Annotated in this window: 28 protein-coding genes; 14 read left to right on the forward strand and 14 right to left on the reverse strand. The window is 43.2% G+C overall.

Annotated features, from left to right (window positions below; translation table 11 throughout):
• The first annotated feature begins 1 nt into the window (after nt 1).
• Nucleotides 2–238, forward strand: coding sequence for a hypothetical protein (locus VB714_RS22090; RefSeq protein ID WP_323226846.1), 237 nt, complete (start codon nt 2–4; stop codon nt 236–238).
• On the opposite strand, the gene VB714_RS22095 is transcribed toward VB714_RS22090, so the two are convergent.
• Nucleotides 232–735 carry a GNAT family protein gene (locus tag VB714_RS22095; protein ID WP_323226847.1) on the reverse strand — a complete coding sequence of 168 codons (504 nt, stop codon included), beginning with the start codon at nt 733–735 and terminating at the stop codon, nt 232–234. The genes VB714_RS22090 and VB714_RS22095 overlap by 7 nt on opposite strands.
• A 281-nt stretch (nt 736–1016) precedes the next feature.
• Between VB714_RS22095 and VB714_RS22100 the strand changes: the two genes are divergently transcribed.
• Complete coding sequence (locus VB714_RS22100) at nt 1017–3197, forward strand: DNA cytosine methyltransferase (protein WP_416309765.1); 2181 nt, start codon at nt 1017–1019, stop codon at nt 3195–3197.
• A gap of 156 nt (nt 3198–3353) precedes the next feature.
• The gene (gene dusA / locus VB714_RS22105; protein WP_323226849.1) at nt 3354–4361 is read left to right on the forward strand and encodes a tRNA dihydrouridine(20/20a) synthase DusA; all 1008 of its coding nucleotides are present in this window, start codon (nt 3354–3356) and stop codon (nt 4359–4361) included.
• A gap of 130 nt (nt 4362–4491) precedes the next feature.
• Here the strand turns inward: dusA and VB714_RS22110 are convergent, their stop codons facing one another.
• The 4 genes from VB714_RS22110 to VB714_RS22125 all read right to left on the reverse strand — a co-directional run bounded on the left by VB714_RS22110 (nt 4492) and on the right by VB714_RS22125 (nt 8555).
• A complete protein-coding gene (locus VB714_RS22110; protein ID WP_323226850.1) occupies nt 4492–4842 on the reverse strand; it encodes a DUF1257 domain-containing protein in 351 nt (116 codons plus the stop codon).
• 182 nt (nt 4843–5024) lie between these two features.
• Nucleotides 5025–6563 (reverse strand): AAA family ATPase, encoded by a 1539-nt coding sequence (locus VB714_RS22115; protein WP_323226851.1) that lies wholly within the window; start codon nt 6561–6563, stop codon nt 5025–5027.
• Nucleotides 6564–6763: 200 nt separating this feature from the next.
• The gene (locus VB714_RS22120; protein ID WP_323226853.1) at nt 6764–7186 is read right to left on the reverse strand and encodes a hypothetical protein; all 423 of its coding nucleotides are present in this window, start codon (nt 7184–7186) and stop codon (nt 6764–6766) included.
• Between the two features lie 136 nt (nt 7187–7322).
• Nucleotides 7323–8555 carry a glycoside hydrolase family 10 protein gene (locus VB714_RS22125; protein WP_323226854.1) on the reverse strand — a complete coding sequence of 411 codons (1233 nt, stop codon included), beginning with the start codon at nt 8553–8555 and terminating at the stop codon, nt 7323–7325.
• Between the two features lie 320 nt (nt 8556–8875).
• Between VB714_RS22125 and VB714_RS22130 the strand changes: the two genes are divergently transcribed.
• The 4 genes from VB714_RS22130 to VB714_RS22145 all read left to right on the forward strand — a co-directional run bounded on the left by VB714_RS22130 (nt 8876) and on the right by VB714_RS22145 (nt 12533).
• Nucleotides 8876–9106, forward strand: coding sequence for a DUF2997 domain-containing protein (locus tag VB714_RS22130; protein WP_323226855.1), 231 nt, complete (start codon nt 8876–8878; stop codon nt 9104–9106).
• A gap of 82 nt (nt 9107–9188) precedes the next feature.
• A complete protein-coding gene (locus VB714_RS22135; protein WP_323226856.1) occupies nt 9189–9575 on the forward strand; it encodes a DUF1257 domain-containing protein in 387 nt (128 codons plus the stop codon).
• Nucleotides 9576–10043 carry a 4Fe-4S domain-containing protein gene (locus tag VB714_RS22140; RefSeq protein ID WP_323226857.1) on the forward strand — a complete coding sequence of 156 codons (468 nt, stop codon included), beginning with the start codon at nt 9576–9578 and terminating at the stop codon, nt 10041–10043.
• A 282-nt stretch (nt 10044–10325) separates the two neighbouring features.
• Complete coding sequence (locus VB714_RS22145; RefSeq protein WP_323226858.1) at nt 10326–12533, forward strand: PhoX family protein; 2208 nt, start codon at nt 10326–10328, stop codon at nt 12531–12533.
• A gap of 52 nt (nt 12534–12585) precedes the next feature.
• Here the strand turns inward: VB714_RS22145 and argB are convergent, their stop codons facing one another.
• On the reverse strand, nt 12586–13479 hold the full coding sequence (gene argB / locus VB714_RS22150; protein ID WP_323226859.1) for an acetylglutamate kinase: 894 nt from the start codon (nt 13477–13479) through the stop codon (nt 12586–12588).
• Between the two features lie 97 nt (nt 13480–13576).
• On the reverse strand, nt 13577–15304 hold the full coding sequence (locus VB714_RS22155; RefSeq protein WP_323226860.1) for a succinate dehydrogenase/fumarate reductase flavoprotein subunit: 1728 nt from the start codon (nt 15302–15304) through the stop codon (nt 13577–13579).
• Between the two features lie 122 nt (nt 15305–15426).
• Here VB714_RS22155 and VB714_RS22160 point away from each other — a divergent pair, with 122 nt between their 5' ends.
• From VB714_RS22160 to VB714_RS22180, 5 genes are all read left to right on the forward strand, one after another.
• On the forward strand, nt 15427–15768 hold the full coding sequence (locus VB714_RS22160; protein WP_323226861.1) for a DUF6883 domain-containing protein: 342 nt from the start codon (nt 15427–15429) through the stop codon (nt 15766–15768).
• The gene (locus VB714_RS22165) at nt 15768–16031 is read left to right on the forward strand and encodes a DUF4926 domain-containing protein (protein WP_323226862.1); all 264 of its coding nucleotides are present in this window, start codon (nt 15768–15770) and stop codon (nt 16029–16031) included. Before VB714_RS22160 ends, VB714_RS22165 begins: the two co-directional genes overlap by 1 nt.
• 36 nt (nt 16032–16067) lie before the next feature.
• Entirely contained in the window at nt 16068–16316 is a 249-nt protein-coding gene (locus tag VB714_RS22170; RefSeq protein ID WP_323226863.1) for a hypothetical protein, read from the forward strand.
• 88 nt (nt 16317–16404) lie between these two features.
• Entirely contained in the window at nt 16405–16722 is a 318-nt protein-coding gene (locus VB714_RS22175; protein ID WP_204101864.1) for a DUF433 domain-containing protein, read from the forward strand.
• Between the two features lie 94 nt (nt 16723–16816).
• Nucleotides 16817–18703 carry a GTPase family protein gene (locus VB714_RS22180; protein ID WP_323226864.1) on the forward strand — a complete coding sequence of 629 codons (1887 nt, stop codon included), beginning with the start codon at nt 16817–16819 and terminating at the stop codon, nt 18701–18703.
• A 73-nt stretch (nt 18704–18776) separates the two neighbouring features.
• Here VB714_RS22180 and VB714_RS22185 read toward each other — a convergent pair whose 3' ends face one another.
• Together VB714_RS22185 and VB714_RS22190 are read right to left on the reverse strand one after the other, a co-directional pair.
• Nucleotides 18777–19178: a DUF2809 domain-containing protein gene (locus VB714_RS22185; protein ID WP_323226866.1), complete on the reverse strand. Its 402-nt coding sequence runs from the start codon at nt 19176–19178 to the stop codon at nt 18777–18779.
• Nucleotides 19179–19211: 33 nt separating this feature from the next.
• Entirely contained in the window at nt 19212–19871 is a 660-nt protein-coding gene (locus VB714_RS22190; protein ID WP_323226867.1) for a DUF2993 domain-containing protein, read from the reverse strand.
• Between the two features lie 379 nt (nt 19872–20250).
• Here VB714_RS22190 and VB714_RS22195 point away from each other — a divergent pair, with 379 nt between their 5' ends.
• On the forward strand, nt 20251–21075 hold the full coding sequence (locus tag VB714_RS22195) for a lysophospholipid acyltransferase family protein (RefSeq protein WP_323226868.1): 825 nt from the start codon (nt 20251–20253) through the stop codon (nt 21073–21075).
• An 18-nt stretch (nt 21076–21093) separates the two neighbouring features.
• Here the strand turns inward: VB714_RS22195 and VB714_RS22200 are convergent, their stop codons facing one another.
• From VB714_RS22200 to VB714_RS22210, 3 genes are all read right to left on the reverse strand, one after another.
• Nucleotides 21094–21453, reverse strand: a complete 360-nt coding sequence (locus VB714_RS22200) for a BMC domain-containing protein (RefSeq protein WP_323226869.1) — start codon at nt 21451–21453, stop codon at nt 21094–21096.
• Nucleotides 21454–21541: 88 nt separating this feature from the next.
• The gene (locus VB714_RS22205) at nt 21542–21847 is read right to left on the reverse strand and encodes a BMC domain-containing protein (protein WP_204105529.1); all 306 of its coding nucleotides are present in this window, start codon (nt 21845–21847) and stop codon (nt 21542–21544) included.
• Nucleotides 21848–22002: 155 nt separating this feature from the next.
• Nucleotides 22003–22524 carry a DUF4149 domain-containing protein gene (locus VB714_RS22210; RefSeq protein ID WP_323226872.1) on the reverse strand — a complete coding sequence of 174 codons (522 nt, stop codon included), beginning with the start codon at nt 22522–22524 and terminating at the stop codon, nt 22003–22005.
• 215 nt (nt 22525–22739) lie between these two features.
• Between VB714_RS22210 and VB714_RS22215 the strand changes: the two genes are divergently transcribed.
• Nucleotides 22740–23993: an ATP-binding protein gene (locus tag VB714_RS22215; RefSeq protein ID WP_323226874.1), complete on the forward strand. Its 1254-nt coding sequence runs from the start codon at nt 22740–22742 to the stop codon at nt 23991–23993.
• A 6-nt stretch (nt 23994–23999) separates the two neighbouring features.
• Here VB714_RS22215 and VB714_RS22220 read toward each other — a convergent pair whose 3' ends face one another.
• Both VB714_RS22220 and VB714_RS22225 read right to left on the reverse strand, forming a co-directional pair.
• Complete coding sequence (locus tag VB714_RS22220) at nt 24000–24785, reverse strand: RDD family protein (RefSeq protein WP_323226876.1); 786 nt, start codon at nt 24783–24785, stop codon at nt 24000–24002.
• A 34-nt stretch (nt 24786–24819) separates the two neighbouring features.
• Nucleotides 24820–25794, reverse strand: coding sequence for a M48 family metallopeptidase (locus VB714_RS22225; protein ID WP_323226877.1), 975 nt, complete (start codon nt 25792–25794; stop codon nt 24820–24822).
• Nucleotides 25795–25923 lie beyond the last annotated feature (129 nt).

Genomic DNA, 25923 nt, shown 5'->3' on the forward strand with positions numbered 1-25923 from the left:
TATGTTCTATGCCTTTGAGTCTTCACCTCGTCTGATTCCAGGTGCTTTATCTCATTTATTTGCCCAAGCGAGCCAAGCAGGAAAAATCACCCTTGCCGATCGCTATGGTTTAATGGCGGCGATTCTAGATGATTCTTTGCCGGAAGAGGAGAGAGCTTCGATCGATCGCCTACTTCGAGCAACTCGCACGGGACGAATGAAAGTGGTCGATGAAATTTCCTTTACTTATCATCAATAAATCAATTTTGGTGTACTGCGATACTCTTGCTCTAATATTGACAAAATGTAACACGACTCGAAGCCATTTTCGCCTTGAAAATTTTCGCGTAATTTTCCTTCCAGCACAAATCCTTCGGTTTCGTATAAGTGTTTTGCCCGTTGGTTAAATTCTTTGACATCCAAGCAGAAACGATGGGCATTATAATTCTCAAATGCCAGTTTTTTCAGCAATTGCAATGCCTCTCGTCCATATCCTTGTCCTTTTTGTGCGATCGCGATCCGTCGCAATGACAAGCAGCGATCGGGGCTTTGCAACCCTTCTAAAATAAAATAGCCCAGTAATTTTTTGTTGGCGATCGCCTCAATGATACCGTGAAATATATCGACATTGGTAAAGGCTGCTTGATGTTGCTCTCTACTCCATTGATAGATATAGGGACGATTTTCGCGATCGCCTTCAACCGTTAGCACAAAATCTAAATCTTTTACTCGAGTTTCCCGCAATTCGATTCTCATTATCGTTCTCATAAAACCTCATCTAGAATATTAATCCCCTCTGACGCAAAAACGGGTATGATTTACCGCGATCGCGCTTCTTTGCAAGATTGGAAAGCATTTCAAGTTTGGTGCAGGCAAACTTCTTACTGGTTCTATTGCGTTAATAGCTTAGGTTAAAAATTTGCTATACTGAGAAGCCTACAAAATCTATTCATCCCATTATTGTGTTAGTGCAGAATTGTCAACAGAAAATAAGTAAACTAAATATTAATACTCAGCATTTAAAATCATTCTCTAAAATCTTTAAATTTGCGGATCTTTTTGCTGGAATAGGTGGATTTCGTCTAGCATTTGAACAGGCTGGTTATCAATGTGTTTCTTCCTGTGAAATTAATCCTGCCTGCCAAGAAGTTTATTTTAATAACTTCGGTGATTTTCCCGAAGTAGATATCACAAAAATTGAGATTAAAAATCTACCTGACTTTGATGTTTTAACAGCAGGATTTCCTTGTCAACCTTTTAGTATTTGTGGAAAAAGAAAAGGGTTTCAAGATACTCGGGGGACTTTATTTTTTTCAATTTGTGAAATTATTGAGGCAAAAAATCCCAGTGTCATTTTACTAGAAAATGTCAAGCATTTACTCCATCAAGATAAAGGTAAAACTTTGAAAGTTATACTTTATTCTCTAGAAGATTTAGGTTATTTTGTGAGTTTAAAGGTAATAAATGCAAAAGATTTTGGTTTACCTCAAAATCGAGAACGAGTCATTATCATCGCAACAAAAAAACAAAAATTTGATTTTGAACGCATTCGGATCGATTCTCAAATCTATCCACTTAGAGAATTTCTCTGTCAATCTGGTAAATTTGAATATTTAAACCCTACAGAATATACGATGATCGAAAATCCCAAGCAGCAAAGATCGGGATTAATTTTCGTTGGTTATCGAAATAAAAGTATCTGGAAAAAAGGAATTAGACCTAATACAGAACATCTTTCTCGAGTTCACCATCAACCTAACCGAATTTATTCAATTGATGGTGTACATCCTACTATCCCCTCTCAAGAGACTTCAGGACGTTTTTTTATTCATATTCCTGAAGAAAATTCTGTGCGTAAATTGACCCTTAAGGAATGCTATAGAATCATGGGATTTCCCGATCATTTTATCACTCATAAAAACGTTTCTGAGTGTTATAAGCAGGTCGGTAATTCTGTCTGTATTCCTATGATGTATGAAATTGCTTTACAATTAAGAGAGCAAATTTTAGAAAATGAATTCAATCATAATAGTTCTGCTAATATAACAACTGCAAGTATTTCTCAAAAATCATCCCCTATTCAATTAGCAATTCCAGGACTTCAGGCTATGGAACATAAAAATAAATTGATTGAAATTTATAATCGTTCAATTTCTATTGATAAAATTCAACAAGAAATTCCAATCCAGTATATAAATTTTATTAATGTAATTGCAAAAAAATGCACTCGCCAAAAAGCTGTTTATACTGTTTTCATTACATTAGTAGTTCATAAAATTTTATATCCAAAGCAAGATATTAGATATCATCAATCTAATATGCAAGGAGGATTTTCAGGTCGAACAATTGACACTAAAGAAGTTACACCGACCTTACAGGAATTAGGTTTACCTGCAATGGCTGAGAGTGGCTGGCTCACTCGTTCTCTTGAACAACCTTATCCTTATACTCTTGATTATAATGGAAAAATTAGCGATCGCGCCGTTAAAGAAGCCTTTTTAAATCTTATTGATTTTGTACAAAATAATGGCGATCGAGCAGAAATCGTGTTACAAATGCTGTTGCATGAATCTAGAAAAATTGTTGAAGCTAATAAGGTTGAAATTGTACGGATTGAGAATGCTGAAAAACTGGACATCAAAACAATTATTAACTGTTTGAAAAAACATTTTAATTATAATTACAAAACTCATGGAGCATCAAAACTTCCTGTGCTTGCTTTTTATGCAATTTATGAATTAATCATTGAGGAAATTAGTCGATATGAAGAATGTAGGCTAAAACCGTTAGGAAGTCATACTGCTTCCGATCGCACCTCTAAAAGTGCAGGAGATATTGAAATATACGATCGCGACGATCAATTGATTGAAGTAATTGAAATTAAACATGGGAAAGCAATCGATTTGCAAATGATTCGTATTGCTAAAGACAAAATCATTAAATTCAACCCACAACGATATTGCATTTATTCATCAGCAGATATTCAAGAATCGGAAAAAGAACAAATTGAGAATGAGATTGAACAAGTTCGTGAAACTCATGGTTGTCAAATAATCATCAATGGAGTTCTCCCGACTTTAAAATACTATTTGAGATTAGTTATGTCTCTACAACAATTTGTTGATGGATATTCACAATTAGTTGAAGTTGATACAGAGTTGCAAAAAATCCATAAAGAACAATGGAATAAGATTTTAACTCTCACCCTCAAACTATAGAGCAGTGAATTAGATATTATTTATGAGCTATAATCCCAGTTTATGTTTTTCCAACTGTGTTCAACGCACTCACCCATCCCATTTTCAACCGAGATGACCTTATTCTCGTTAAACTCGATCTAGAGTGTTATCAAAAATATTTAATCAGTTAAAGTTGTGTTAGCCGAAGTTCAGAAATCCGATCGCGTTTCCTCCCTTATTCCTTCTCAATATCCCGTCAGCATTGCGCCGATGATGGATCGCACCGATCGCCATTTTCGCTATTTTATGCGACAAATCACGCGACGGACGCTTCTTTATACAGAAATGGTGACAACAGCAGCAATTCTGCACGGCGATCGCGAAAAACTCCTCGGTTTCTCTCCAGAAGAAAAACCCCTCGTTTTACAGTTGGGAGGCGACGATCGAGAAGCGTTGATAACTTGTGCAAAAATTGCAGAAGAGTGGGGCTATGACGAAGTAAACCTGAATGTAGGCTGTCCCAGTCCGCGAGTGCAAAGCGGCAATTTTGGAGCCTGTTTGATGCTGCAACCGGAAACTGTAGCCAAAGCAGTAGAGGCCATGCAACAAACAGTCTCGATTCCTGTCACCGTCAAACATAGAATTGGGGTGGACGATCGCGATCGCTATGAAGATATGCGAGAATTCGTGCGTATTGTCTCCGAAACTGGCTGTCAGCGTTTTACCGTTCATGCGCGGAAGGCATGGTTGCAAGGGTTAAGCCCCAAGGAAAATCGCACAGTTCCCCCTTTGCGTTATGCTGATGTTCATCGCCTCAAGCAAGAATTTCCCCATCTCATCATAGAAATTAATGGCGGATTTACCCATTGGCAACAAGTTCAAGAACAATTGCAATCTATTGATGCGGTTATGATCGGTCGCGCTGCTTATGATAATCCCTATTTGTTTGCAACCTGCGATCGCGATTTTTATGGAGAGACTCAGATACCCCCGACTCGTCGAGAGATCGTGCAAGCAATGTTCCCCTATCTTGAATACTGGACGGGGAAAGGTCTAAAACTAAACAGTATCACTCGCCATATGTTGCAACTATTTACAGGACAACCAGGGACAAAAGCATGGAAACGCTATATTACAGAAAATATCGGTCGTATTGATGCTGGGGTAGAAGTCGTTCGCGAAGCATTAACTCGAGTGCCATGATTTTAATGTGAAGCGATCGCCTGTATTGACTCTTGAAAAAAAAGAGTTCGGTATACCGAACTCCTAAGTGCAAAAAAAGGGTTAACTTGAAAAATAGTTAACCCCTATATTTCGGAACGCAAACTGGAGACTACTGGATAACCAACTTAACATTGGCATTCTGTAAACCACGTTGCTTCACTTCAGATAAGGTTTTGTTAACGGCGTACTTTTGATTGATGGAGTTGATCAACTCGGTCTGGTTGTGCTTCTTAGCAACACCCCAAAGGTCGGCAATCAAATCGAAGGTACCATCGCCATTGCGAGACCAGCCGAGATCGTATTCGCCATCGAGAACGGCAACCAAATCGGCGCGAACGCGCTGTCCGTTATAACCGCGAACGTCAGCATCGTTTTTAACGCTGATGCCCAAATCGCGCAAAGAGGTTTGGAGAATCGCAACATCGGAGATTTTGGTACGCAAGGTGCTGAAATGAGACATTTGGATTTCCTCTCGAAAAGGTAAACGACAGTGATATATTTGTGATGTGTTTTTGAGTTTGAGCTTGCCGTCAGAGTGGCTTCTGAAGGCAGCTTTTTTTTTGCTTGTTAGCGACTTGCTAACGTTAAACTACTAGCGATTTGCTAGTCTTTGCTCCCTTCAAAACGAGGGGAGAAAGCCTGTTAGAACTCCATGCGCTGGTATTCAGCCGTGGCGGTGGCGGCAGGTCTGGCACGCTGTCTGGCCCATTCTCGCAGCGCAGTTACCTGTTCCATCATGGTTCGGGACAGAGGTAGAGTGGCTTTGAGTGCCGCAATAATATCGATTTGTACGAATTCCCGATCTTGGGCGAATGCTTCGTACATGGCGGCGATAATTGCCTGCTCGATCTCTGCTCCGGAAAATCCGTCGGACATTGTAGCAAGTTGGGGAAGGTCGAAGCGTGCAATGTCATCCCGTCGCTTGCATAAATGAATTCTAAATATTTCTTCCCGTTCTTGTTGCGTGGGAAGGTCAACAAAAAATATCTCGTCAAAGCGTCCTTTGCGTAAAAATTCCCCTGGCAATCGTTCGATCCGGTTCGCTGTTGCCATAACAAACACTGGGGAGGTTTTCTCCTGCATCCAGGTTAGGAAGGAACCAAAAATTCGGCTCGATGTACCGCCATCGGAATCCGCAGAACCCGTCCCCCCTGCAAAGGATTTATCAAGTTCGTCAATGAAAAGAATGGCGGGAGAAATGGATTCGGCGGTTTTGAGGGCGTTGCGTAAGTTGGCTTCCGATCGCCCTACCATCGAACCATCATACACTCGTCCCATATCCAAGCGCAGGATGGGCAATCCCCACAGCCGCGATGTGGTTTTGGCGATCAGGGATTTACCGCAGCCTGGAACCCCTAAAATGAGCATTCCTTTGGGTTGGGGAAGTCCGTACTCTCTGGCTCTTTCGGTGAAGGCGTTAGAACGTTGGCGCAGCCATTTTTTTAACTCGTCTAAACCTCCGATCGCGTCCAGAGTTTCATCTTCTTCGATATATTCCAAAATGCCATTACGTCGAATCAGTTGTTTTTTCTCCGAGAGAATAATGTCAACTTCTTCTTGGGTGAGACGACCGGCTTTAACATAGGCCTTGCGGTAAACTTTTTCGGCTTCGTCTTTGGTTAAACCGAGTGCCGCTCTGAGTAGTTTTTCGCGAACTTCTGTGGTGATTCGGCTAGTTTTGGTTTTATCGAGGTGGCGATCGAGAACTTTATTCAGTTCTGCCATATTGGGCAGGGGATAGTCAAGAACGACGACTTCTTTCTCGAGTTCGATAGGAATTTCTTGTAAGGGAGACATGAGAATAATAATCTTCTCAGTCCCTTTAAAGGAGGCGATCGCGTCTCTTAATGCTCGCTTTACGCCCGGATCTGTAATGAAATCGTGTAAGTCTTTAAATATAAATAGTCCCGCCTGTTCGTGCTGAATTACCCATTTAATTGCCGCTTCTGGAGAGACAGTATTATGTCGGGTTGAATTCCGCGCTTGATTCCGATCTGGGTTTGTCTGTTCGTTTCCGCATTCCACCATCCCCTGGGTCATCGTCCAAACAAAAACCTGTTGGTGTTGGGTTTCTGTTCGAGCGATGCGGGCGATCGCTTGCTCTGCTCGCTGTTCCTCGGGGGTAACGAGATAAATTAGGGGATATTGAGCTTTGATGAGAATGCTTAATTCTTCTTTCATGGTGATTAACCCTTAAGTAATCGATCGCTCAACAATCAAACCCCTTGCGATCTAAAGATATTCAGAAAAATCAATTCAGAAAAATCTAAAATCTCTAAAAATATCGGGCAATGAGAGTGAAATAAGATTCCAATGAAGCGGAATTCTCTGACAGAAAACCCCAACAGAAATCGGATAATGGGAAACTTGAACAGGAAACTTTAACAAGGAACTAAGGTCTCTTCCCCTCGAGATTCAGAATGAGAATTGAGTTCTTCTCTAACCTGCTCGCGTACTTTCTCAACAGAAATTTCTTGGGAAATTTCATTGACAAGAATGCCAGCTTGATTTTTTAAGGAAATCAATTCACCATCCCTTTGAACAACGGGAGAACGACAGTCGGGACAATGATAAACCTGATGGTTTTGTCCTTGTTTCTGTCCTTGTTTTTGTTTTTCCGTCAAGGATTTCAAAGATTGAGTTTGTTCCTGGGTTTCTTCGATAACTTCCGGATGCTGCAAGTAAAAAAGAACGGCCTTTTCTACCATTGCGGACATCGATTCAATATCCACGGCGGATTTGATTTTAAGCCTACGGTGGAGGTCTGGTGGAAGATAAAGAGTAACTTTGTGCTTGTCTTGCATCTCGTGCTTGTTTTGTTTTTACCCGGGTATGTTGTGTCATCTTAATTGCCTTTTGAGGAAACTGTCAAGATGCCAAGCCAGTATGACAGCATTATTGTAATATTTGTTTACAAAGCGGGGAAAAATGAGGGGAGATTCATCGGGTAAATAAGTCGTGAAAGCCTTGTCTGCGGCGTTTTGGGGATTCTGGGGCGATGTAACCCCAGAGACTTTCCCAGTAAAAGAAGGAAACGCCAGCAAAATGGCGATCGCGGACTTCTCGAACTTGTTCTTGAATAGTATTCATAGGGACGGGTTTGGAGACGACTCCGCTTAAAATGCCAATACTGACGGGAATCTGTTGTTGGGCGAAACGGACTGGGGGTTGAGAGAGTTCGTTAATGAAGCCCTGGCGATCGCCACGATAGACTTGCAGGACTAATTCATCAATCAGACCTCGAGCAATCCAAACTTGCCAATTTTGTAGATAATTTGTATAGGAATAGCTTTGAGAATTGGGAGACAGAGAAATAAGACAATCGGGTTTTATGGCTTTAACTTCCTGATAAATTTCTGTCATCAACTCAGTCACTTTGTTTGCTCTCCACCCCATCCAACGCGGGTCGTAAGGGTTGCTGGGCGGTAATTTGCCCTGGTGTTCCTCTCGATAGATTTGTAGTGTTAAATCATCGTAGCCCATTTCCACGGGTATCCCAAAATGATCGTCGATTTGAATGCCGTCAACATCATAGTTTTGGACAACCTCTAAAATCAGTCCTTTGATAAACTTCCTCACTTCTGGATGTAACGGGTTTAACCACACCTGACGCATGGAAAATAAATTATTGAACCACTCAAAGGACTTTTTGGGTTCTTCGCTATCTTGAAAAGCATCGCGATATTCTTTTCGCTGTCGATCTAGGGTTTGCGTAAACCAGTCGGGATGACGTTTAGCTAAGACTGAACCTTGAGGAGTCATCAAACCATATTCAAACCAGGGAATAACCTTAAATCCTTGTTGATGTCCTCGGGTTACGACCTCTTTGAGTACATCAGAACCCAAGTGCATGAGTTTGAGGAAAGGTTCGCGATCGCGTCCGGTTGCTGCTTTGGCGATCGCACTGGGATAAAACGTATCTCCTCGATTCCAAACGACGGGATAGAGAGTATTAAAATGCAATTGCGCCAATGTATTAACAGCGCGTTGTATACCCCAAGGGAAAAAGAGTACGCCGCTATTGACATTGGTTAGCCAAACACCACGAACTTCCCCCGCATCCATTGGTAAAGAACGCGGAGAAATAGGGACATTCAAGAGGGCGATCGCCAAACTCGCAATCAGTCCTAAGAGTAAACCGTTTTTAAACCAGTTCCGAAATTGAAGTTGCATCTATCTCTAGAGAGAAATTTTTTATTTTGAAGCAAAGATTTTCCACAAGAATCCTTAATTTAGAGGATTTACGCAACTAGGGAGCGAGACGTTCCCACTCCCGTATTCTCTCGTTTTAGGTTAAATTCCTTGACTCTCGGAAAAAGTTACGGGAAACTTAACAAAATATTGAAGCGAGTTGTTCCATTAATACGAAACTTTGTTAAGATTCTTGAAATATTAATACTGTTTCGCCGAAAAATGGGTAAGACAAAAAGAGAACTGCGATCGCATTTTTCCCCCTATTCTCTATCTGCATTTTGGAGGAGCAACCCCCAGCGATGAGCATGGAAACCCTAGAGTTCATTATTTATCCAGACGGTCGCGTACAAGAGAAGGTCACGGGAATCGTGGGCAAATCTTGCGCGGAAGTCACCGAGGCGATCGAGGCACAACTCGGTCGAGTCATGTCTGTGGAAAAAACTTCAGACTATTACGCCCTCAAGCAACAGGGGAAAGTCTCTGATTCTGTTGCAGCAACCAACCCCCAAACGACTTGGACGAGTTGGTAAGGTCAAAATGAGCAAGGGGGCGCAAGCATTGCGCCCCTACATAAAATTCTGATTTCAATTATTCATTAAGGAACTTTACAATATGTCTCATTTCAGCAATATCAAAACCCAAATTCGCAATCTCGTTTCTCTCAAAGCGGCTTTGACTGACTTGGATATTGAGTGGAAAGAAGGACCCGAAACTGTTCGGGGTTATCAGGGCAAAACTCAGAGTGCTGAAGTTGTCGTAGAACAAGAAAACGACTACGACATCGGTTTTAGCTGGAATGGTGAAGAATATGAAATGGTTGCCGATCTGCAATACTGGCAACAGCCTTTATCTGTGGAAGGTTTTATTAAGCAGGTCACTCAGCGTTATGCCTATCACACCGTAGTTAGCGAAACAGTAAAACAAGGGTTTCAAGTAGCGCGAGAACAGAAAAATGAAGATGGTTCTATTTGTTTGGTTGTCCAGCGCTGGAGTGCTTAAATGAGCGATTTCGATCCTACTCAAGCGCGATCGGGTTTTGAACCAGAGTTAGGGGGCGTTTTTCGAGATGCCCCCGATCGCACGGGTTTTGAGCCAGAATTAGGTGGAAAACTGCGAGAGAAGGGTGTTTACGTCGATGAGGTTACTTGCATCGGTTGTAAACACTGCGCCCATACGTCTCCGAATACTTTTTATATTGAGCCAGATTATGGACGGGCGCGGGTGATTCGTCAAGATGGGGACTCGGAAGACAGCATCGGCGAGGCGATCGATACTTGTCCGGTAAACTGCATTCATTGGGTAGATTACACGGAGTTGAAGCAGTTAGAAGCAGCACGAAAATATCAAACAATTCCTATTGCAGGTTTTCCCGTTGATGCTTCGATCGCGGCTGTACAAAACCGACTCCGACGGGAACAAGAACTTAAGCAAAAGGAACAGAAACGCAAAAAGGCGATCGGTGAATGAAGGAGAGTTGATAATTCAATGGGGGCGAAAGTTAAAAAACAAAGGGAATTCAGTTAGTGTCGTTTAAATGCTTCACAGCTTAGATGACCTGCTCAAGGGAATAGGACAAGAAGACTGTCGCTGTCCAATGAGCAATAGTGAAGTGATAATCTTAACCTTGGGATTACCTCAACTTTATATAATTCTAAACAAATTGTTCTAGCATCGAGTGCTATGTGCTGAATTTTAACAGCCTCAAATTAAAAAACCAAGAGAACGAACAATTTTCAAACTAAAAAGATAATGGGCATTAAACGTCGTCACTTTTTGTTGTTTATGGGAGCAAGTGCTGGGAGTGTTGCCCTCGGTTCTTTGGCTTCTCCGCGTCAAGGGTTCTCGATGCCATTTTCGGGCGCGGATTCTTCCTTGTTGGCTAATGGTTTAAGTTTTGAACCCGTTAAACTCCCAATTCCTTTAGAGGTTAATGCGCTAACTCAAACAAAGCAAATTGAGTCTTACAGTACCTATCAAGTTCAAGACGATCTTGTTTTACCGAAAGGCTTTACTTATGATGTCATTGCTGCTTGGGGCGATCGCGTTGGGGATTCTCGCTTCGGCTATAACAACGACTATCTTTCCTTTGTGGAAACTGCCCCCAATGAAGGCTATTTAACCATTAATTTTGAGTATATTAGCGGGCAAACCTGGATGGCAACCTATCCGGAAGCGATCGGTAAATCTCTGCCTTTTGAGGCAGTTAAAAGCGCCCTAACCGGTAGTGAAGGCACGATCGATGCTTTTGCACTCTCCAATAGTCCCTTAAAGGCACAAATTCAAGAAATTGCCAAAGAAGCCATGATCGATGTAGGAATGGGAGTGATTTCTCTGCGTCGTAACCCCGATGGACAATGGGTGCGAACCTATAGCGATCGCGATCGCCGCGTGACAGGAATTTCCGGGCTAGAAGATGGACGCTATCTTAAATCTACCGGTCCCGCCGTTGCTATCTTTAATAAGCGCAACAAACAAGGCTATGACGATAATTTAGGTAGCAAAATTATTGGTACTTTTGGCAACTGTGCCGGAGGAACTACCCCTTGGGGAACTGTCTTTAGTGCGGAAGAGAACTATCAAGACCTCGTTCCCGAACCCGTGATGGCGGATGGTTCTTCTCTACCTCCTGCCTCGAAACCCTTTGGAATTGGGGAAATTGAGGGTCAAGGCAATCCTTTTGGCTTGGCAGGAAATAAGTACGGTTGGATGGTGGAACTCGATCCCGCTAACCCCAAAGACTACGGCACAAAACACACTTGGTTAGGGCGCTACCGTCACGAAGCTGTCGGGTTTTTAGTGCGTCCAGGGAAAAAATTAGCCGTTTATTCGGGCTGCGATCGCCGGGGAGGACATCTCTATAAGTTCGTTTCTCAAGATACAGTTCGCAATGTCACCGACAAGGCTAATTCTCGCCTTCTCGAAGAGGGAATGCTGTATGGGGCGAAATTCAATCCTGACGGGACAGGAAGCTGGATTCCCTTGACTCCCAGTACCGCGATCGATCCCATCCTTCCCAGTACCGTTGGGGGAGGAATGGTCAAGTTTCCCAACCCCGATCGCAATGCGGGGGGTGTTGTGAAAGTGACCAAGGATGCCGAAGCTAAGGCGATAAAAACGCAATTTCCCACCCTTGGCGACCTCTACCCAGGCACGGAAGCAGAGAAACAGGGTGCCATCCTCATCGACGCACATTATGCCGGAAATGCCGCAGGAATCACCACTACAGCACGTCCGGAAGATACCATCGTTGCCAAAGATGGAACCCTTTATATTGCCTTCACTTCCGGAACTCCAGGGGGAGATGGCGGACCCGATACCCGCATCTTTAAGGGTCCTAATGGCGAAGTTCCCTACGAGTTTGGCTGGATCGTTAGCTTGAAGGAAGAGGGAATGGACCCCGGTGCCATGACCTTCCGTTGGCAGGCTTTGGCCATGGGAGGAGAACCGGCTGCGGGGGGTACGGGTTTCTCTAACCCTGATAATATCGAAATCGACAACACGGGCAATCTCTGGGTCGTTACGGATATGTCTACTAGCGCTCATAATAAGCCCGTTCCCAGTCGCATGAAAGAGGGAAAACCCCTTTCTCAGAAGGATTTATTAGGGATTTTTGGCAACAATTCCATCTGGTTTTTACCCACTTCGGGACCTAGTGCGGGAGAGGCCTATCCTTTTGGTATTGGACCGAGTGAGTGCGAGTGTACGGGACCGTTTTTCACCCAAGATGAGGGGACCTTATTCCTTGCGGTACAACATCCAGGGGAACGTAATGGCATTCGTCAGGGGATGAAGTCGGAAACGCGCAAGTATGCGATGCAAACGACGGATGGTGAGGAGTTCATTCAATCTCGCGAGGTTCCCATCGGGTCAAACTGGCCGGGTCGGAAGGCGAACGATCCCCCTAAACCCGCCGTTGTTGCTGTGCGCCGTTTGTCCAATCAGTCTATTCCCAGATAAAAAATGAGCAATGAGAGAGGAAATTTTTCTCTCTCACTCCATTCATATTTCTTTAGATCGTATAACCCGAGGCAACAATCATCGAGCCGATCCCTTCATCCGTAAACATTTCTAACAACAAAGCATGGGGAATGCGCCCGTCAATAATATGGGCAGCTTTTACACCTTGAGCCAGCGATCGCACGCAGCAATTAACTTTAGGAATCATTCCTCCCGCAACAACGCCATCATCAATTAACTCTCTGGCCTGTTGAATATCCAATTTAGTTAATAGCGTAGAGGGGTCTTTATAATCCTTTAAAATTCCTGGCGTATCGGTAAGCAAAATCATTTTTTCTGCCCCTAATGCTGCCGCAATTTCCCCCGCTACTGTATCGGCATTAATATTATGAGCTTGTCCGTTAATATCCGCCGCAACACTAGAAACGACAGGAACATAACCCCTTTCTGTTAAGGTTTCAATGACTTTAATATCAACATTGCTCACTTCTCCAACAAAACCAATGCCCTTTTGACCGACTGGGCGAGCAGTAATTAAATTACCATCTTTACCGCACAATCCAACGGCCGAACCTCCTGCCGTACTAATGAGAGAAACAATTTCTTTGTTAACTCGCCCGACTAACACCATTTCGACAACATCCATTGTCGCTGCATCCGTCACGCGCAACCCATCTTTAAATTGAGGTTCAATGCCGATTTTACCGAGCCAAGTATTAATTTCGGGTCCACCGCCGTGAACCACGACGGGACGGGCTCCCACACAAGAGAGAAACACGATATCGCGAATCACTTGTTTCTTCAGTTGAGCATCTTTCATTGCCGCGCCACCATATTTAATCACAACAGTCCTACCCGCAAACTGTTGAATATAAGGGAGTGCTTCACTTAAAACTCGTACCCGTGTTGCTCCGATTTCCTGGATGTATTCGCTTTCGCCTTTCATAAACCCGCGTGTAAATGATGATAACCCACAATCGATACCGAAAAAAAGAACAAAATTCCGTTAAATTCGATACAAATGGGATTTCCTGACTCTTTTCCTAATATTTTCGCTCTTTGGGTTCAAAGCGATTAATGACCACTAACATATATTTGAGGTCGATCGCCTCGGGGGAATAGTAGGCGAGGGAATGTTTGAGGAAATTGCGATCGTCTCGTTGGGGATAGTCTTCCCGTGAATGCGCCCCTCGGCTTTCTTTGCGGTTTAAAGCGGAGGTGAGGATAGTTTCCGCCACGATCGCCAAATTCTGCAATTCTAAGGCTTCTACTAACTCGCTATTCCAACAAAAATCTTTGTCATCGAGACGAATTTGTGAGAGTTTGCCTTTCAGGGTTTGCAATTGGCTCAAACCTTCCTGCATAATGGCTTCAGTGCGAAAAACTCCGCAATGTTCGCTCATACAGTCTTGGAACTGCGATCGCAACTCACCGATACGAATTGTTCCTTTTTGCTCGATCAGGTCGTGTAAGCGCTGTTTGGCAGCAGTGAGATAGGTTTGCGGGTCGAAGCTGGGCATTGGACGGGACGGGATGTAGTGGGCGATCGCCTCTCCAGTTTTGCGCCCGTAAACCACGCATTCTAAGAGGGAATTACTCCCTAAGCGGTTGGCACCGTGAACCGAAACGCAAGCACATTCTCCGGCGGCAAAAAAGCCCTCCACTAATTCGCGACCACTCCTTCGCACCCGTCCTTGGGTATTGACAGGAATGCCCCCCATTGAGTAATGTGCGGTGGGACGGACGGGCATGGGTTCGTTAACGGCATCAATACCCACCAAACGATGGGCTTCTTCCCAACAAAAGGGGACGCGACTCATTATTTTTTCTTTCCCCAGATGGCGCAAGTCTAGGTGGATGAAAGACCCTCCTGCACTTCCATCGGTATGAATGCCACGCCCGGCGCGAATTTCTAAAGTAATCGCCCTTGAGGTAATATCCCGAGGGGCGAGTTCCATTTGTTTCGGGGCGTAACGTTCCATAAAACGTTCTCCCTCGCTATTTCGCAGGTATGCCCCTTCTCCCCGCACGGCTTCAGAAATCAATACACCGACGGGATATAATCCGGTAGGGTGAAATTGGACAAATTCCATATCTTCCAAGGGCAATCCTGCCATTGCACACATGGCTAAACCGTCCCCCGTGGAGGCATAATCGTTGGAGGTGGTATTAAAAACTCGTCCGTATCCTCCTGTTGCAAACATGACGGCTTTGGCGCGGACAATTTCGATAGTGCCGTCAAGGATGCGATACATGACCAATCCTTTCGCTTCGTTTTCTTCGAGGATCGGTTGCAGGACGTACCATTCATCGTAAATTGTTACTCCGTTACGGCGCAAATTATTGACCAGTTCGTGCAAGATGGCGTGGCCGGTTTTATCGGCGGCGTAACAGGTGCGTTTATGGGAGTGTCCCCCAAAGGCGCGTTGGGCGATGCGTCCGTCTTCAAGGCGAGAAAATAGGACTCCGAGGTGTTCGAGGTCGATGATAACTTGAGGGGCTTCTTTGGTGAGAATTTCCACGGCATCTTGATCCGCGAGGTAGTCGGAACCTTTAACCGTATCGAAGGCGTGGGCTTCCCAGCCATCCTCGGGATCGACATTTTGTAAGCTGGCGGCGATCCCTCCTTGTGCGGCGACGGAGTGCGATCGGATGGGATGGGTTTTGGCGACTAAACCGACATCGATTTTCGGGTCGATCCGTTTGATTTCTAGGGCGGCGCGGCAGCCGGCGAGTCCGCCACCGACGATAATTACATCATGTTCTAGCATTGAAGTTTGGGGAATTTTGGCCTTTATTCTATTTTGGGGGATGCGATCCCTCAATATTGTTAATTTTTTTAGCGAATTTATATCGCTCTTCTTCTTTTGATACTCTAAAACAGTGCTTTATTATGAAATTACCCAATGGCGATCGCGCTGAAATCTCTATGCAAAAGTTAGTCGGTTATTGCCTAAATCCCAAGCATTCTAGCGGCAAACACAAGGCTCGAGTATTTGCATCAGTTTTGGGCATTACTGCAGCGAATGCAGAGGAACTGAGAGCTTTAATTCAAATAGCCGCAATTGAAGGCGAAGTTTTTCAACAAAATGTTACAGAATTTGGACAACAATATAAAGTTGATTGGCTCTTACCCGATCGCGATCGGGTTACGCTTCGTACCATTTGGGAAATTACCTCAAATAATCTCAGTCCTCGCTTAATTTCTGCTTTTCTTAAACTACCTACAGACTAATGAAACAACCCAATTTATTAGACAGTGTTACCAATCTCTACCCTATTCCACGAGACAGGTTAACACTCGTAGAATCAGCGTATGATTCAATTATAAATTTACCAAGAGGACAAATTGGAACAATTGTGGAAATTTACAATCGATCTCAAGAATCAAAGTATTTAGTAGAGTTTGCCGATTCTTGTGGAGAGGAGTATGCAATGGCTATTTTAAAAGCTGAGGAAATTTTAGTTATCAGTTATGAGTTAAGTCTAGTTTCTTGAAATATAGAACAACAATAGACGATCATTTTTGTAGTAATGATAAAATTAAAGCCTTGGCAATGGGTCATTCTCGCAACCCCGATCGCCGCGATCGCCCTTTTCTTTCTCATCGCAGCAGGATGGCAAATTCATCTCTGGGGCATCAGTTGGATCTGGGGGATTTTTGTTCTCACTCTTGTGGGTTGGCGCTGGCTGTTGGTGAAATGGACAAAGCCCAGTCTTGTCCCTCTAGAAAAAGTAGTCCTCCAGTTAGTAGGGTGGGTAGGGTATACTAATAGAACTTGAAAAATATTGATAATTCTCCCTGCACACTCTACGAATTTACATTATTGAGATGCACCCCAATCAATAACATTACTCCTCCATAAAACCCATGCCTATTACAACAACTGCATTTAAGTACATTGAATTAAACGATCGCGATCGCGCCATTATTTCCGGAACGCGCATGAAGGTTGTAGAACTGATTTCTGCTATAAAGGCCTACAATTGGACACCAGAAGAACTCGCAAACCAATATCCCCATCTTCAAATGAGTCAGATTTATTCTGCACTAGCTTACTATTGGGAATATAAAGAGCAGTGCGATCTCGAAATCGAACAGCGCTTTCAAGATTCAGAAGAACGACGTTTAGAAGCAGGAGAATCTTCTTTTGTAGCGAGAATGCGTAAACTAGGAAAACTAAAATAATGAGTGTTACTCTTTATATGAAGGTCGAGAATTTAATGCGCGACAAATTAAGAATATTTTATACTAAATAAAGATAAGTATTAGAGTTAAACCAATGATAAAATTAAAGCCTTGGCAATGGGTCATTCTCGCAACCCCGATCGCCGCGATCGCCCTTTTCTTTCTCATCGCAGCAGGATGGCAAATTCAAGCCTGGGGCATCAGTTGGATCTGGGGGATTTTTGTTCTCACTCTTGTGGGTTGGCGCTGGCTGTTGGTGAAATGGACAAAACCCAATCTTGTCCCCCTAGAAGAAGTCGTAACGCAACTTCAACATCCTTTAGAAGCCAGAGAAACAAGCCCAGAAGACCTCAAAAAAGCAGAAAACGCCCTACAGGATATCCTGCAACAAACCCGCCAAGATGCGCCGTTTTGGGAGGACTGGCCGACCTTTTGGCAAAGATGTCAGGAAATGGTCGCCGCAATCGCCCATATCTACCATCCTGAAGTTAAATATCCTCTCCTCAATATCTACATTCCTCAAGCCTACGGACTCATTCGCGGCACCGTAGACGACCTCGATCGCTGGATGCAGCAACTCTCCCCCGTCCTCGATCGCGTCTCCATCGGACAGGCTTACCAAGCCTATGAAATGTACCAAAAAGTAGAACCCTCTGCCCGCATTCTTGTTAAAGTCTGGAACTGGGGGCAATGGGTTTTAAATCCTGCTGTAGCTTTGGCACGACAGGTGAGCAAATCCAGCACTAACGCAGCAAATCAACAACTCCTCGCCAACTTCGGGCAACTCCTGCGAGAGGCTGCTTTAAAAAACCTCTGCCAACAAGCGATCGCCCTTTACGGTAATACTACCCCAACCAATCTCGATCTTAAACCCAAGGAAACCCAAACTCTACAAGAAATCCTCCAGCGATCGCAACCCGTCGAAAAAATTGCAGCTAAACCCCTCAATATTCTCCTGGTGGGGCGCACTGGAGCCGGAAAAAGTAGCTTAATTAACACTCTTTTTGCCAGCGATCGCGCTGAAGTTGATGTTTTACCCAGTACCGACAAAATTCAAAACTATCACTGGCAAACCCAAATGGGAGAAACTCTCACTTTATGGGATACTCCAGGTTACGAACAAAGCGATCGGGAAGATTTACGAGAATTAGTCTTAGATTTTGCCACCACTGCCGACCTCGTTTTAGTGGTTACTCCCGCCCTCGATCCTGCCCTGCAAATGGATGCAGACTTCCTGCAAGAAATTAAAAATACTATTGCAGACTTACCCGCGATCGCCGTCGTTACCCAAGTCGATCGCCTGCGTCCCGTCCGCGAGTGGCAACCCCCCTACAATTGGCAAAACGGTCATCGTCCCAAAGAAAAAGCCATTCGCGGGGCAACAGAATATCGCCTCGAAAATTTGGGGGATTTTTGTGAAGGTGTATTCCCTTTAGTTACCCGCGATGGCGATCGCCCTTCTTGGGGTGCAGATGTTCTTTCCATCGCCTTAATTGAAGCGATCGACCCCAGCAAACAAATTCGCCTCGCCCGTTTTTTGCGCGATCGCGAGACTAAAACCATCGCTGCGGCCCAAATTATCGATCGCTACAGCTTCCAAATGAAAACCACTCAAGGACTAACAGAATTACTCAAAAGCCCCATCCTGCAATTCATTTCTACTCTCACGACAGGATCTCCAGCTTTAGCTTATTTACTCGCCGAACAAATTCCCATTGAACAATTACCCGTTGTAATTGGTAAACTCCAAATGGCTTACGATCTATTCTCCCTTTTTAATCTCGAAAATCCTAATACAAATAACTTTGATTTACTTGCCCTCTGGCCGTTATTATTAGAGCAATCAATCTCCTCTGAAGAACGCATTCAAATATCTAAAACGGCGAAGGCTTTAGGCTATGCCTTGGTAGAATATTGGCTACAACCTTTAAATATTGAACAACTCCGACGCAAATATGAAGAGTATTTACAACAATTTTAAGGTGCGCGAGGAATAATCTAACGCACCCAAACTATGTAAAGAAGTGTAAATAGGCAGAATTCCTACTGATTCTCTATTGGCGAATTTGCCAAATTTGTCGCAACCAAAGCCAACTTAGCAAACAGCCGATCGCATAGTAGAAAAAATCTGCGGTGACAAAGGTTGTCCCAAGTAGCATTCTACCCGCAAAAGTAGCCCGAATAGCTTGCAACCAGGCAGGATGCCACAATTGTAGAAATTCTAAACAGGAAGTGATGATAAATACTGAAATCGGAATTATCCAAACAGCTTTTTTAGTAGGAAAAAAGATAAACAAAAACCAACACCAAGCCATCTCATAAAGAACATCGCCTAAATAATCGCTGACCCATTGAGCCCCCATACCATGATAGAATTTGGTAGAGATGCCAATGGGAACAATGACGACCAAAGAGAGAAAGGCAAGGAAACGAGGATTAAATCGCAGTTTTCTCAAGAGTATTTCAGAATGAGCGTTGTTATTGTTCTTCTATTTTGCAGGAAATTGTGTCATTGTTGCCGTTGCGTTTAAGGTTAAATAACCATTTCCTAGCTCTAGCTTCTGAATTATTAAAGCAATACCTGTCATGCCAAAATTTCGCAGATTGAGAATATTTTCCAGTTCTCCCACGAGTATTTTAACTTGCTTGGCGGGAAAAGAAGCGTTAAGCGATCGCATTTCTAACGTGACCTTTTCTCCTTTTCCTTGGATCGTGGGTATTGCTGTTAGAATAACCCGATCTTGACTCTCTAGGATCGCTAATTCCCCATTTTTCGACAACTGACAAGATACCCGATCGCGCAATTGCAAACGATTTAAAGCGCGATCGAAGTCTTTCTCCGTCAGCACAAATTTTGCCGTTCCTTGAGTGGGTTGAGTGAGAACAATATTTCCCATCAATGCTTTGAAGGGACTGACGGCAATTTCATCCATTTCTAAGTACATTTGCTGCATCCGCAAATCCCCTCGGGTCACTAATCCCGTCCCATCAATTAAAAGAGAGGCTAATTTCCCTTGAGAGAGAAGCGTCGGATCGGTTTTAACACGGACGTTTAGCTGTTGTGCTTCGTTAAGTTGGCTGGAAAGAGCGAGAGTGGCAATCTTATTAATGGCTTGTTCGCCAAAATTTTTGCGATCGAGTAGTAACACGGTTTACCTTATGGAGTTGTTATGATTCATAGTATATAAATAAATGTTAACTTTTTACGGAAAATATTAATTTAGTTTTGGGAATCTGAGCGGCTTTACAATCGATCGCATCAAAATTGCTCGTTATCTGAATTAGGTTTTATTGCTCGTTGTCCTGATTAATTGCAACAAATTCAATTGAGAAAGGGGTTACAGGAGCGCACAGATTCCCACTCTGTTAGAATACCATTGTCAATGTCAAGAAATCAAGTAAAATTTGTTATTATTTATGGGATTTAATCGCTGCGATCGCTAATAAAATCCAAAGAAAAATCGGGTATAGTACAGATTCAGCGCGATCGCGTCCGAGCAAACCCCCAAAATTACTTTAAGCTAATTGATGCCCAATTCCGTAAACGCAAAACCCGGCTGGTCTTTAGACAAGCGCAACCCCGATCGCATTCGTGCCTTAATGCCATTTTGGGGCTGGTTTTACGAGCATTACTTTCGCGTGCAAACGGAAGGATGGGAAGAGATTCCCGAGGAGCAATTCCTATTCGTTGGCTCTCATAATGGCGGACTGGCGGCACCGGATATGGTCATGACGATCTATGACTGGTTTCGACGCTTTGGCACCCAAAGATTGATTTACGGACTCAGCCACCAGAATCTCTGGAAAGTCAATCCCCCCTTGGCAGATTTGGCCATGGAAGTGGGATCGATCGCGGCTCATCCCAAAATGGCGATCGCAGCTATCAATCACGGGGCAAGTCTTTTAGTCTATCCAGGGGGAGCAAAAGATGTTTTTCGTCCCCATCGCGATCGCCACAAAATCGAATTTGCCGGGCGAGTGGGCTTTATTAAACTGGCTTTACGAGAAAATCTCCCTATTGTTCCCATTGTCTCTCACGGGGCGCACGATACCTTAATTATTCTCGCAGATTTCTACGAACAGGTAAAAATATTGCATCAATGGGGGATTCCTTGGCCATTTAATGTGGATCCGGAAGTTTTCCCCGTTTATCTCGGTTTGCCTTGGGGAATATCGATCGGTCCTCTCCCCAATTTTCCCTTGCCCGTGCAGATCAAAACGCGAGTGTGTCCCCCCATCTATTTTCCTCGCTACGGACGGAAAGCAGCCCGCGATCGCGATTATGTCCGCACTTGTACTCAACAAGTGCAAACCCAAATGCAGCAACAACTCGACCAACTATCCGCAGGATAGAATTAAGACGCATCCCGATTAAGGATTTGTACCATTTCCGGCGGCGGGGAAAACCCGAGGTTGTTCCACTGACGAGCGGAAAGAGGCAACATCTTCGTTAAAATCAATGGGTAAGACCGCCACGACATTTTCATGGGGCCTGGGAATAATCACCCAAGATTCTAAAACACCACCGTAAGCATTTTCTACGGCAGCAATTCCAGCATCCATTGAGGCTTTTACTTCAGAAACATCTCCGCGAATGTTAACGGTGAAGCGGGCGCTACCAACGCGAATATACCCAACAAGGGTGACTCGTCCTGCCTTTACCATTGCATCGGCGGCGGCCAGGACTCCTGGAAATCCTTTTGTTTCAAGCGATCCTACTGCCTGGGGCATTTTTGTTCTCCTAAGTCAATCTGTAAATTCAATCTGTAAATTCAATCTGGATCGAAAGGGCGATCGGCGATCGCCAAACTCTAATTTATCATCGAAAGGGTTCGACGGCTTCAGTATATTCAAGAGGTAAAACCGCTACGACATTTTCGGGAGGATTAGGAACAACATAGTGAGTGATTACTTGGCCACCGTAAACATTTTTTGCAGCTTCAATTCCCGCTTCGTGAGCGCGTTCCACTTCTCCGACTTTACCACGAATAGCGACGACGAAACGACCACTTTCGGCTTTATCGCACCAAACAACGGTAACTCTGGCTGCTTTTACCATTGCATCGGCGGCAGCTAATATAGCAGGAAATCCTAATGTTTCAATAACACTAACGGCTTCTGGCATAAGCGTTTTTTCAACTCAAAATTAAGAATGAGGCAGTTTTGTTATTGTACAGGATTTGGGTTGTAGAGAACTGAACAATTAAAAAACCTCTTCCCAAAAGAAAGAGGTCTTAACAAAAAGAATCAAGTACGTGAGGTTTGACAATTATCCACTAATTACCCATTATCTGTTACCACTTTACGGTAAAACCAGCGCAATAGAGTTACTCCAGCAAGGAGTTTAATGATTTCCAAGCCCCAATAACTGATTTGCATTCCCATCATTGCAGCAGGAAAGGCACTCGCAGTGGGTTCAAAGAGATTTAATTGTAGTCCTAAACCGCTCATCTGGGGGGTCAAAATATAGGTATAAATGATGGCAATTGCAAATAAAACCCCAGACAAGATGATGGATAAGCGATCTTGACGATCGCTCAGATGATGATAATAATGAAGAATGAGAACGCCGACGATCGTTAAGGCCGCACACAATAATTCCATGCGGTTAAAGGCACCAAAAACAACGTAACCCATACTTGCAAAATCTGTTTGACTCATCATTCCCGTTCTATATAGACTCGGAACAATGAGGGTATCGAGAACTAAGCTACTACTCAGCCAAAATCCTAAAACGAACATGACGGCAGTTTGCCAGTTTTTGCCAATTATTATTGAATGGCGATCGGGAAGAGAATTCACTGTTGTCTCCTTAAGTTCCATTACTCTATATATTCTAGGTTAACAAGCTCAGAACCCAAAAAACATCACAAAACATGAAGTAATTCAGCTATTTTGACCTCTCTTAGGGAGGTAAATATTGCACTTTTATTTTGTTTAAATAAGAAATGTTAAATTTACTTGCTTTTTGGTCTTAGAATTGGGCATATTCTCTTTCTCGATCGCCAGTTTTCCTTATGTCTTCCCTTTCTTTGTTTTCTCTTTACCCCCTTGTTGAAGGGGAATCCCTGACTCCCTTTCCAGCCAGTATAGCAACTTTAGAAGCGATCGCCAGAGCATGGATCGATGTTTTGCGGGAGGAGCAAATTCAAGCTACTCTCTGGGTTTATCCGGCTTCTCTGCAAGGGTGGTGGGAGGCGATCGCCAACTATGAGGGAGGTTCAATTTATTACTGCAATCATGATGCTGGAGAAGTAAAAGATACAGTCTCCTTGACTTTACCTATCGATCCCCGAGAAGCATTTTTAGTGGTGAAATCCGAGGAAATTTGCGGTTTTCTGATTGCGCGATCGCAAAGTCAGGAAAGATTTTCTCTGTTGTGGGATTTTGAATCTACAACGGTGGAGAAACTTTTGCAAGCGCTCCAATTACAGATCGCAATTTCCGATCGTACTCCCTCCGAACTGTTACAAAACGATACATTTTGTTGTCATTCCCAGAGTAATTCTCCGATCGTCACGCAGATTTTTCGCAAGCAAATGCAGTATCGAGAAGAGAATACTCTCTCTTTAGGCGATCGCGAGTCTTTTAATGAAGTTTTTACCAGTCAGTTATTTCCCCGAGGAATTGAGGAACTAAAAACTACGCTGACTCATATTAAAACTGCATTGAGTTTGCTGGAATCTCCTCACCTCGATCGCGATCGCCATCATCGTTATTTAGAACTTCTCAAGCGGGAATACGATCGCCAAAATTCTTTAATTAACGGGATGCGATTGTTGCTTGAGTTGGATCGTCATAAAGATTTTTCTCCTATACAATTAGAAAATCTAGTTCCAGGTATTGTTAGCACGTATCAACCTCTTGCGATGGAAAAGGGCATTCAATTGGGCTATACGATTCCAACCGGATTACCTGCTGTTTCTTGTCCTTCCCATTGGTTGCAACAAATTGTTATTGGTTTGCTGAATAATAGCTTGCATTTTACGCCATCAGAGGGCAAGATTTCTGTTATTGCTTCTTTGCAAAATGAATTTGTTCAGTTGGTATTTAAAGATACAGGGGTGGGAATTGCGCCTCACGAATTATCCCATATTTTTGAGGGCTTTTATCAAGGACGAACGATAGCAGAGAATGAGGCGATCGGGGCTGGATTAGGATTAACATTAGTACAACAATTAATCTTGCGGTGCGGTGGTTCAATTTCCGTCACCAGTCAAATTGGCAAAGGCTCAATTTTTAAAGTATTGTTACCAATAATAAACCCCTAATCATTATTATTCATGCTCTTGCTGATACGCTAAATAAACCGCTTCTAAAAATTGTGTAGCAGTAATTCCTTCCGGTACATTTTCGAGGGCGATCGCATCTTTTACCGCATAAGCAAGTTCTCTACTTTTGATGGCGATCGCTGAGGGCAACATTTTCGGACGACGCTGTAAATAGTTACGAATTGTTGTAAAATCCTCCGGATGTAGTTGAGACAAATCTGCTTCTTGAATGAGTTGTTCTGATAATGCTTTTGCGGTATCGGAAACAAGAAAAGTTGCAGCAACAAGAGGACGTTCTTCTTGAATGACTAATGTGCCGGCAATAAAGTCACCAATCCGTTTTTCCTGCTTATTGAGAACGATAAAAAATACCCCCAGAAACAGAATATCATCAAAAGGACGCAGCAAAGAACGCAGGGTTGCTTGAGGAAGTCGAGATGGTTTTCCATCATCGCGAATGACGCGAATTTTGACAAAACGCTTTCCCGGTGTTTGACCTTGCCAAAGGGTTTCAAAAAAGACAAAATAGCCAACATAAATAATAAAAGTAACCAAGATTTGAATCGAGGTTAGCCAAAGTTCTAGGTTATCTGTATTATCAATAAATTGCTCAAAAATATTAACCGCTTGAGTTGATACAATTGCCGACAAAATGAAAAATAAAATCAAAAATAATCCCCAGATAATATAATCAATGAGAAGAGCATAAGCACGATTGCCGATACCAGCTAAGGTAAACTGCAACTCCACACTTTCCGGCGTTTTAAGATTAACCTGATTAAGAATACGCATTTTAACTATCAATTATCAACTATCAACTATCAATCTACCATGAAGAGAGGAATCCCCATTCTTCTGTTGGTTTCAAATCAGCTAAACTGGTTTCATGCAGGAGAGCTTCATATTCTCCAGATTGATACCATTTCAAAAGTTCTGATGTTCGCATGACCGACCAAGGATATTGTTCTTCATTCATAAAAGTAAACATTTTGGCAAATTTGTCAAGGCGATCGAAATCAGCTTCAAATTCTCTGGCCTGTGCAACAAAATCTTCAACCAATATAGGCGTAATATAATTTTTGGAAATCCCAGAACCTTGAAGTAAACTGGTTATTACTGCTCTAATATTTTGACAAGCTAACAATCCAGCGCGATCGGCAGTAAATGTTGCCATCATGACCCAATTATATAAAGCCCATTGAATACCACTGGTTGCTAAACCGCTAATTCCCATCGTTGTGCGATTTAATAATGTTCCTAAAGTCGGTAAAATTGTTGCTGTTTGGTGATAAAGTAAATGCTGACTCTTAATATGAGCGAGTTCGTGACCGATAATATATAGTAATTCGTCGGGATCGAAAGATTCAAGCACATTCATACCAAAACAAAGTATAGGTGCTTCTACACCAATGGTATAAGAATTGCGTAAACCCTGAAATAGATAAACATCTGGAATCGGGGAAATTTCTAGAATTTGACAGGCTTTTATCAGTGTTTGATGAAAATCGGGAAAACTCCGAGAAGTCACTCTGAAATAACTTCCAGCGTGTTGCAATCTCAGTTGGCGATCGATACCATATTCATTAATCTTTTTAAAGAGCAATGACATCCCTGGCATTTTTTGCAAAGATTCTAAGGCTTTGCGATCGAAGGGATGTTCGTAAGCCTCTGCGGTTAATCCTGTTAAAATTCTTCTCTCTTCTTGAGAAGCAACAATAAGAGAATCTGCGATCGCAGTCTGAGAGTCCACAATATCTAACACGGTGTCTAAATTGTTGTCTAAACTATAGTTTTCATTCATTACGAGGATAATTTTGGAAGAACTCTAAGTAAATTTTAAAGTAAATTTTAATCTATCATCCACCAATTCATCCCGATCGTACCTTGCCAAGCTCCATACAGTCGAATATGAGTACATAAGCTCCTCTCT

The organism is Spirulina sp. 06S082 (assembly GCF_034932145.1).
Taxonomy (GTDB): Bacteria; Cyanobacteriota; Cyanobacteriia; order Cyanobacteriales; family Spirulinaceae; genus CCY15215.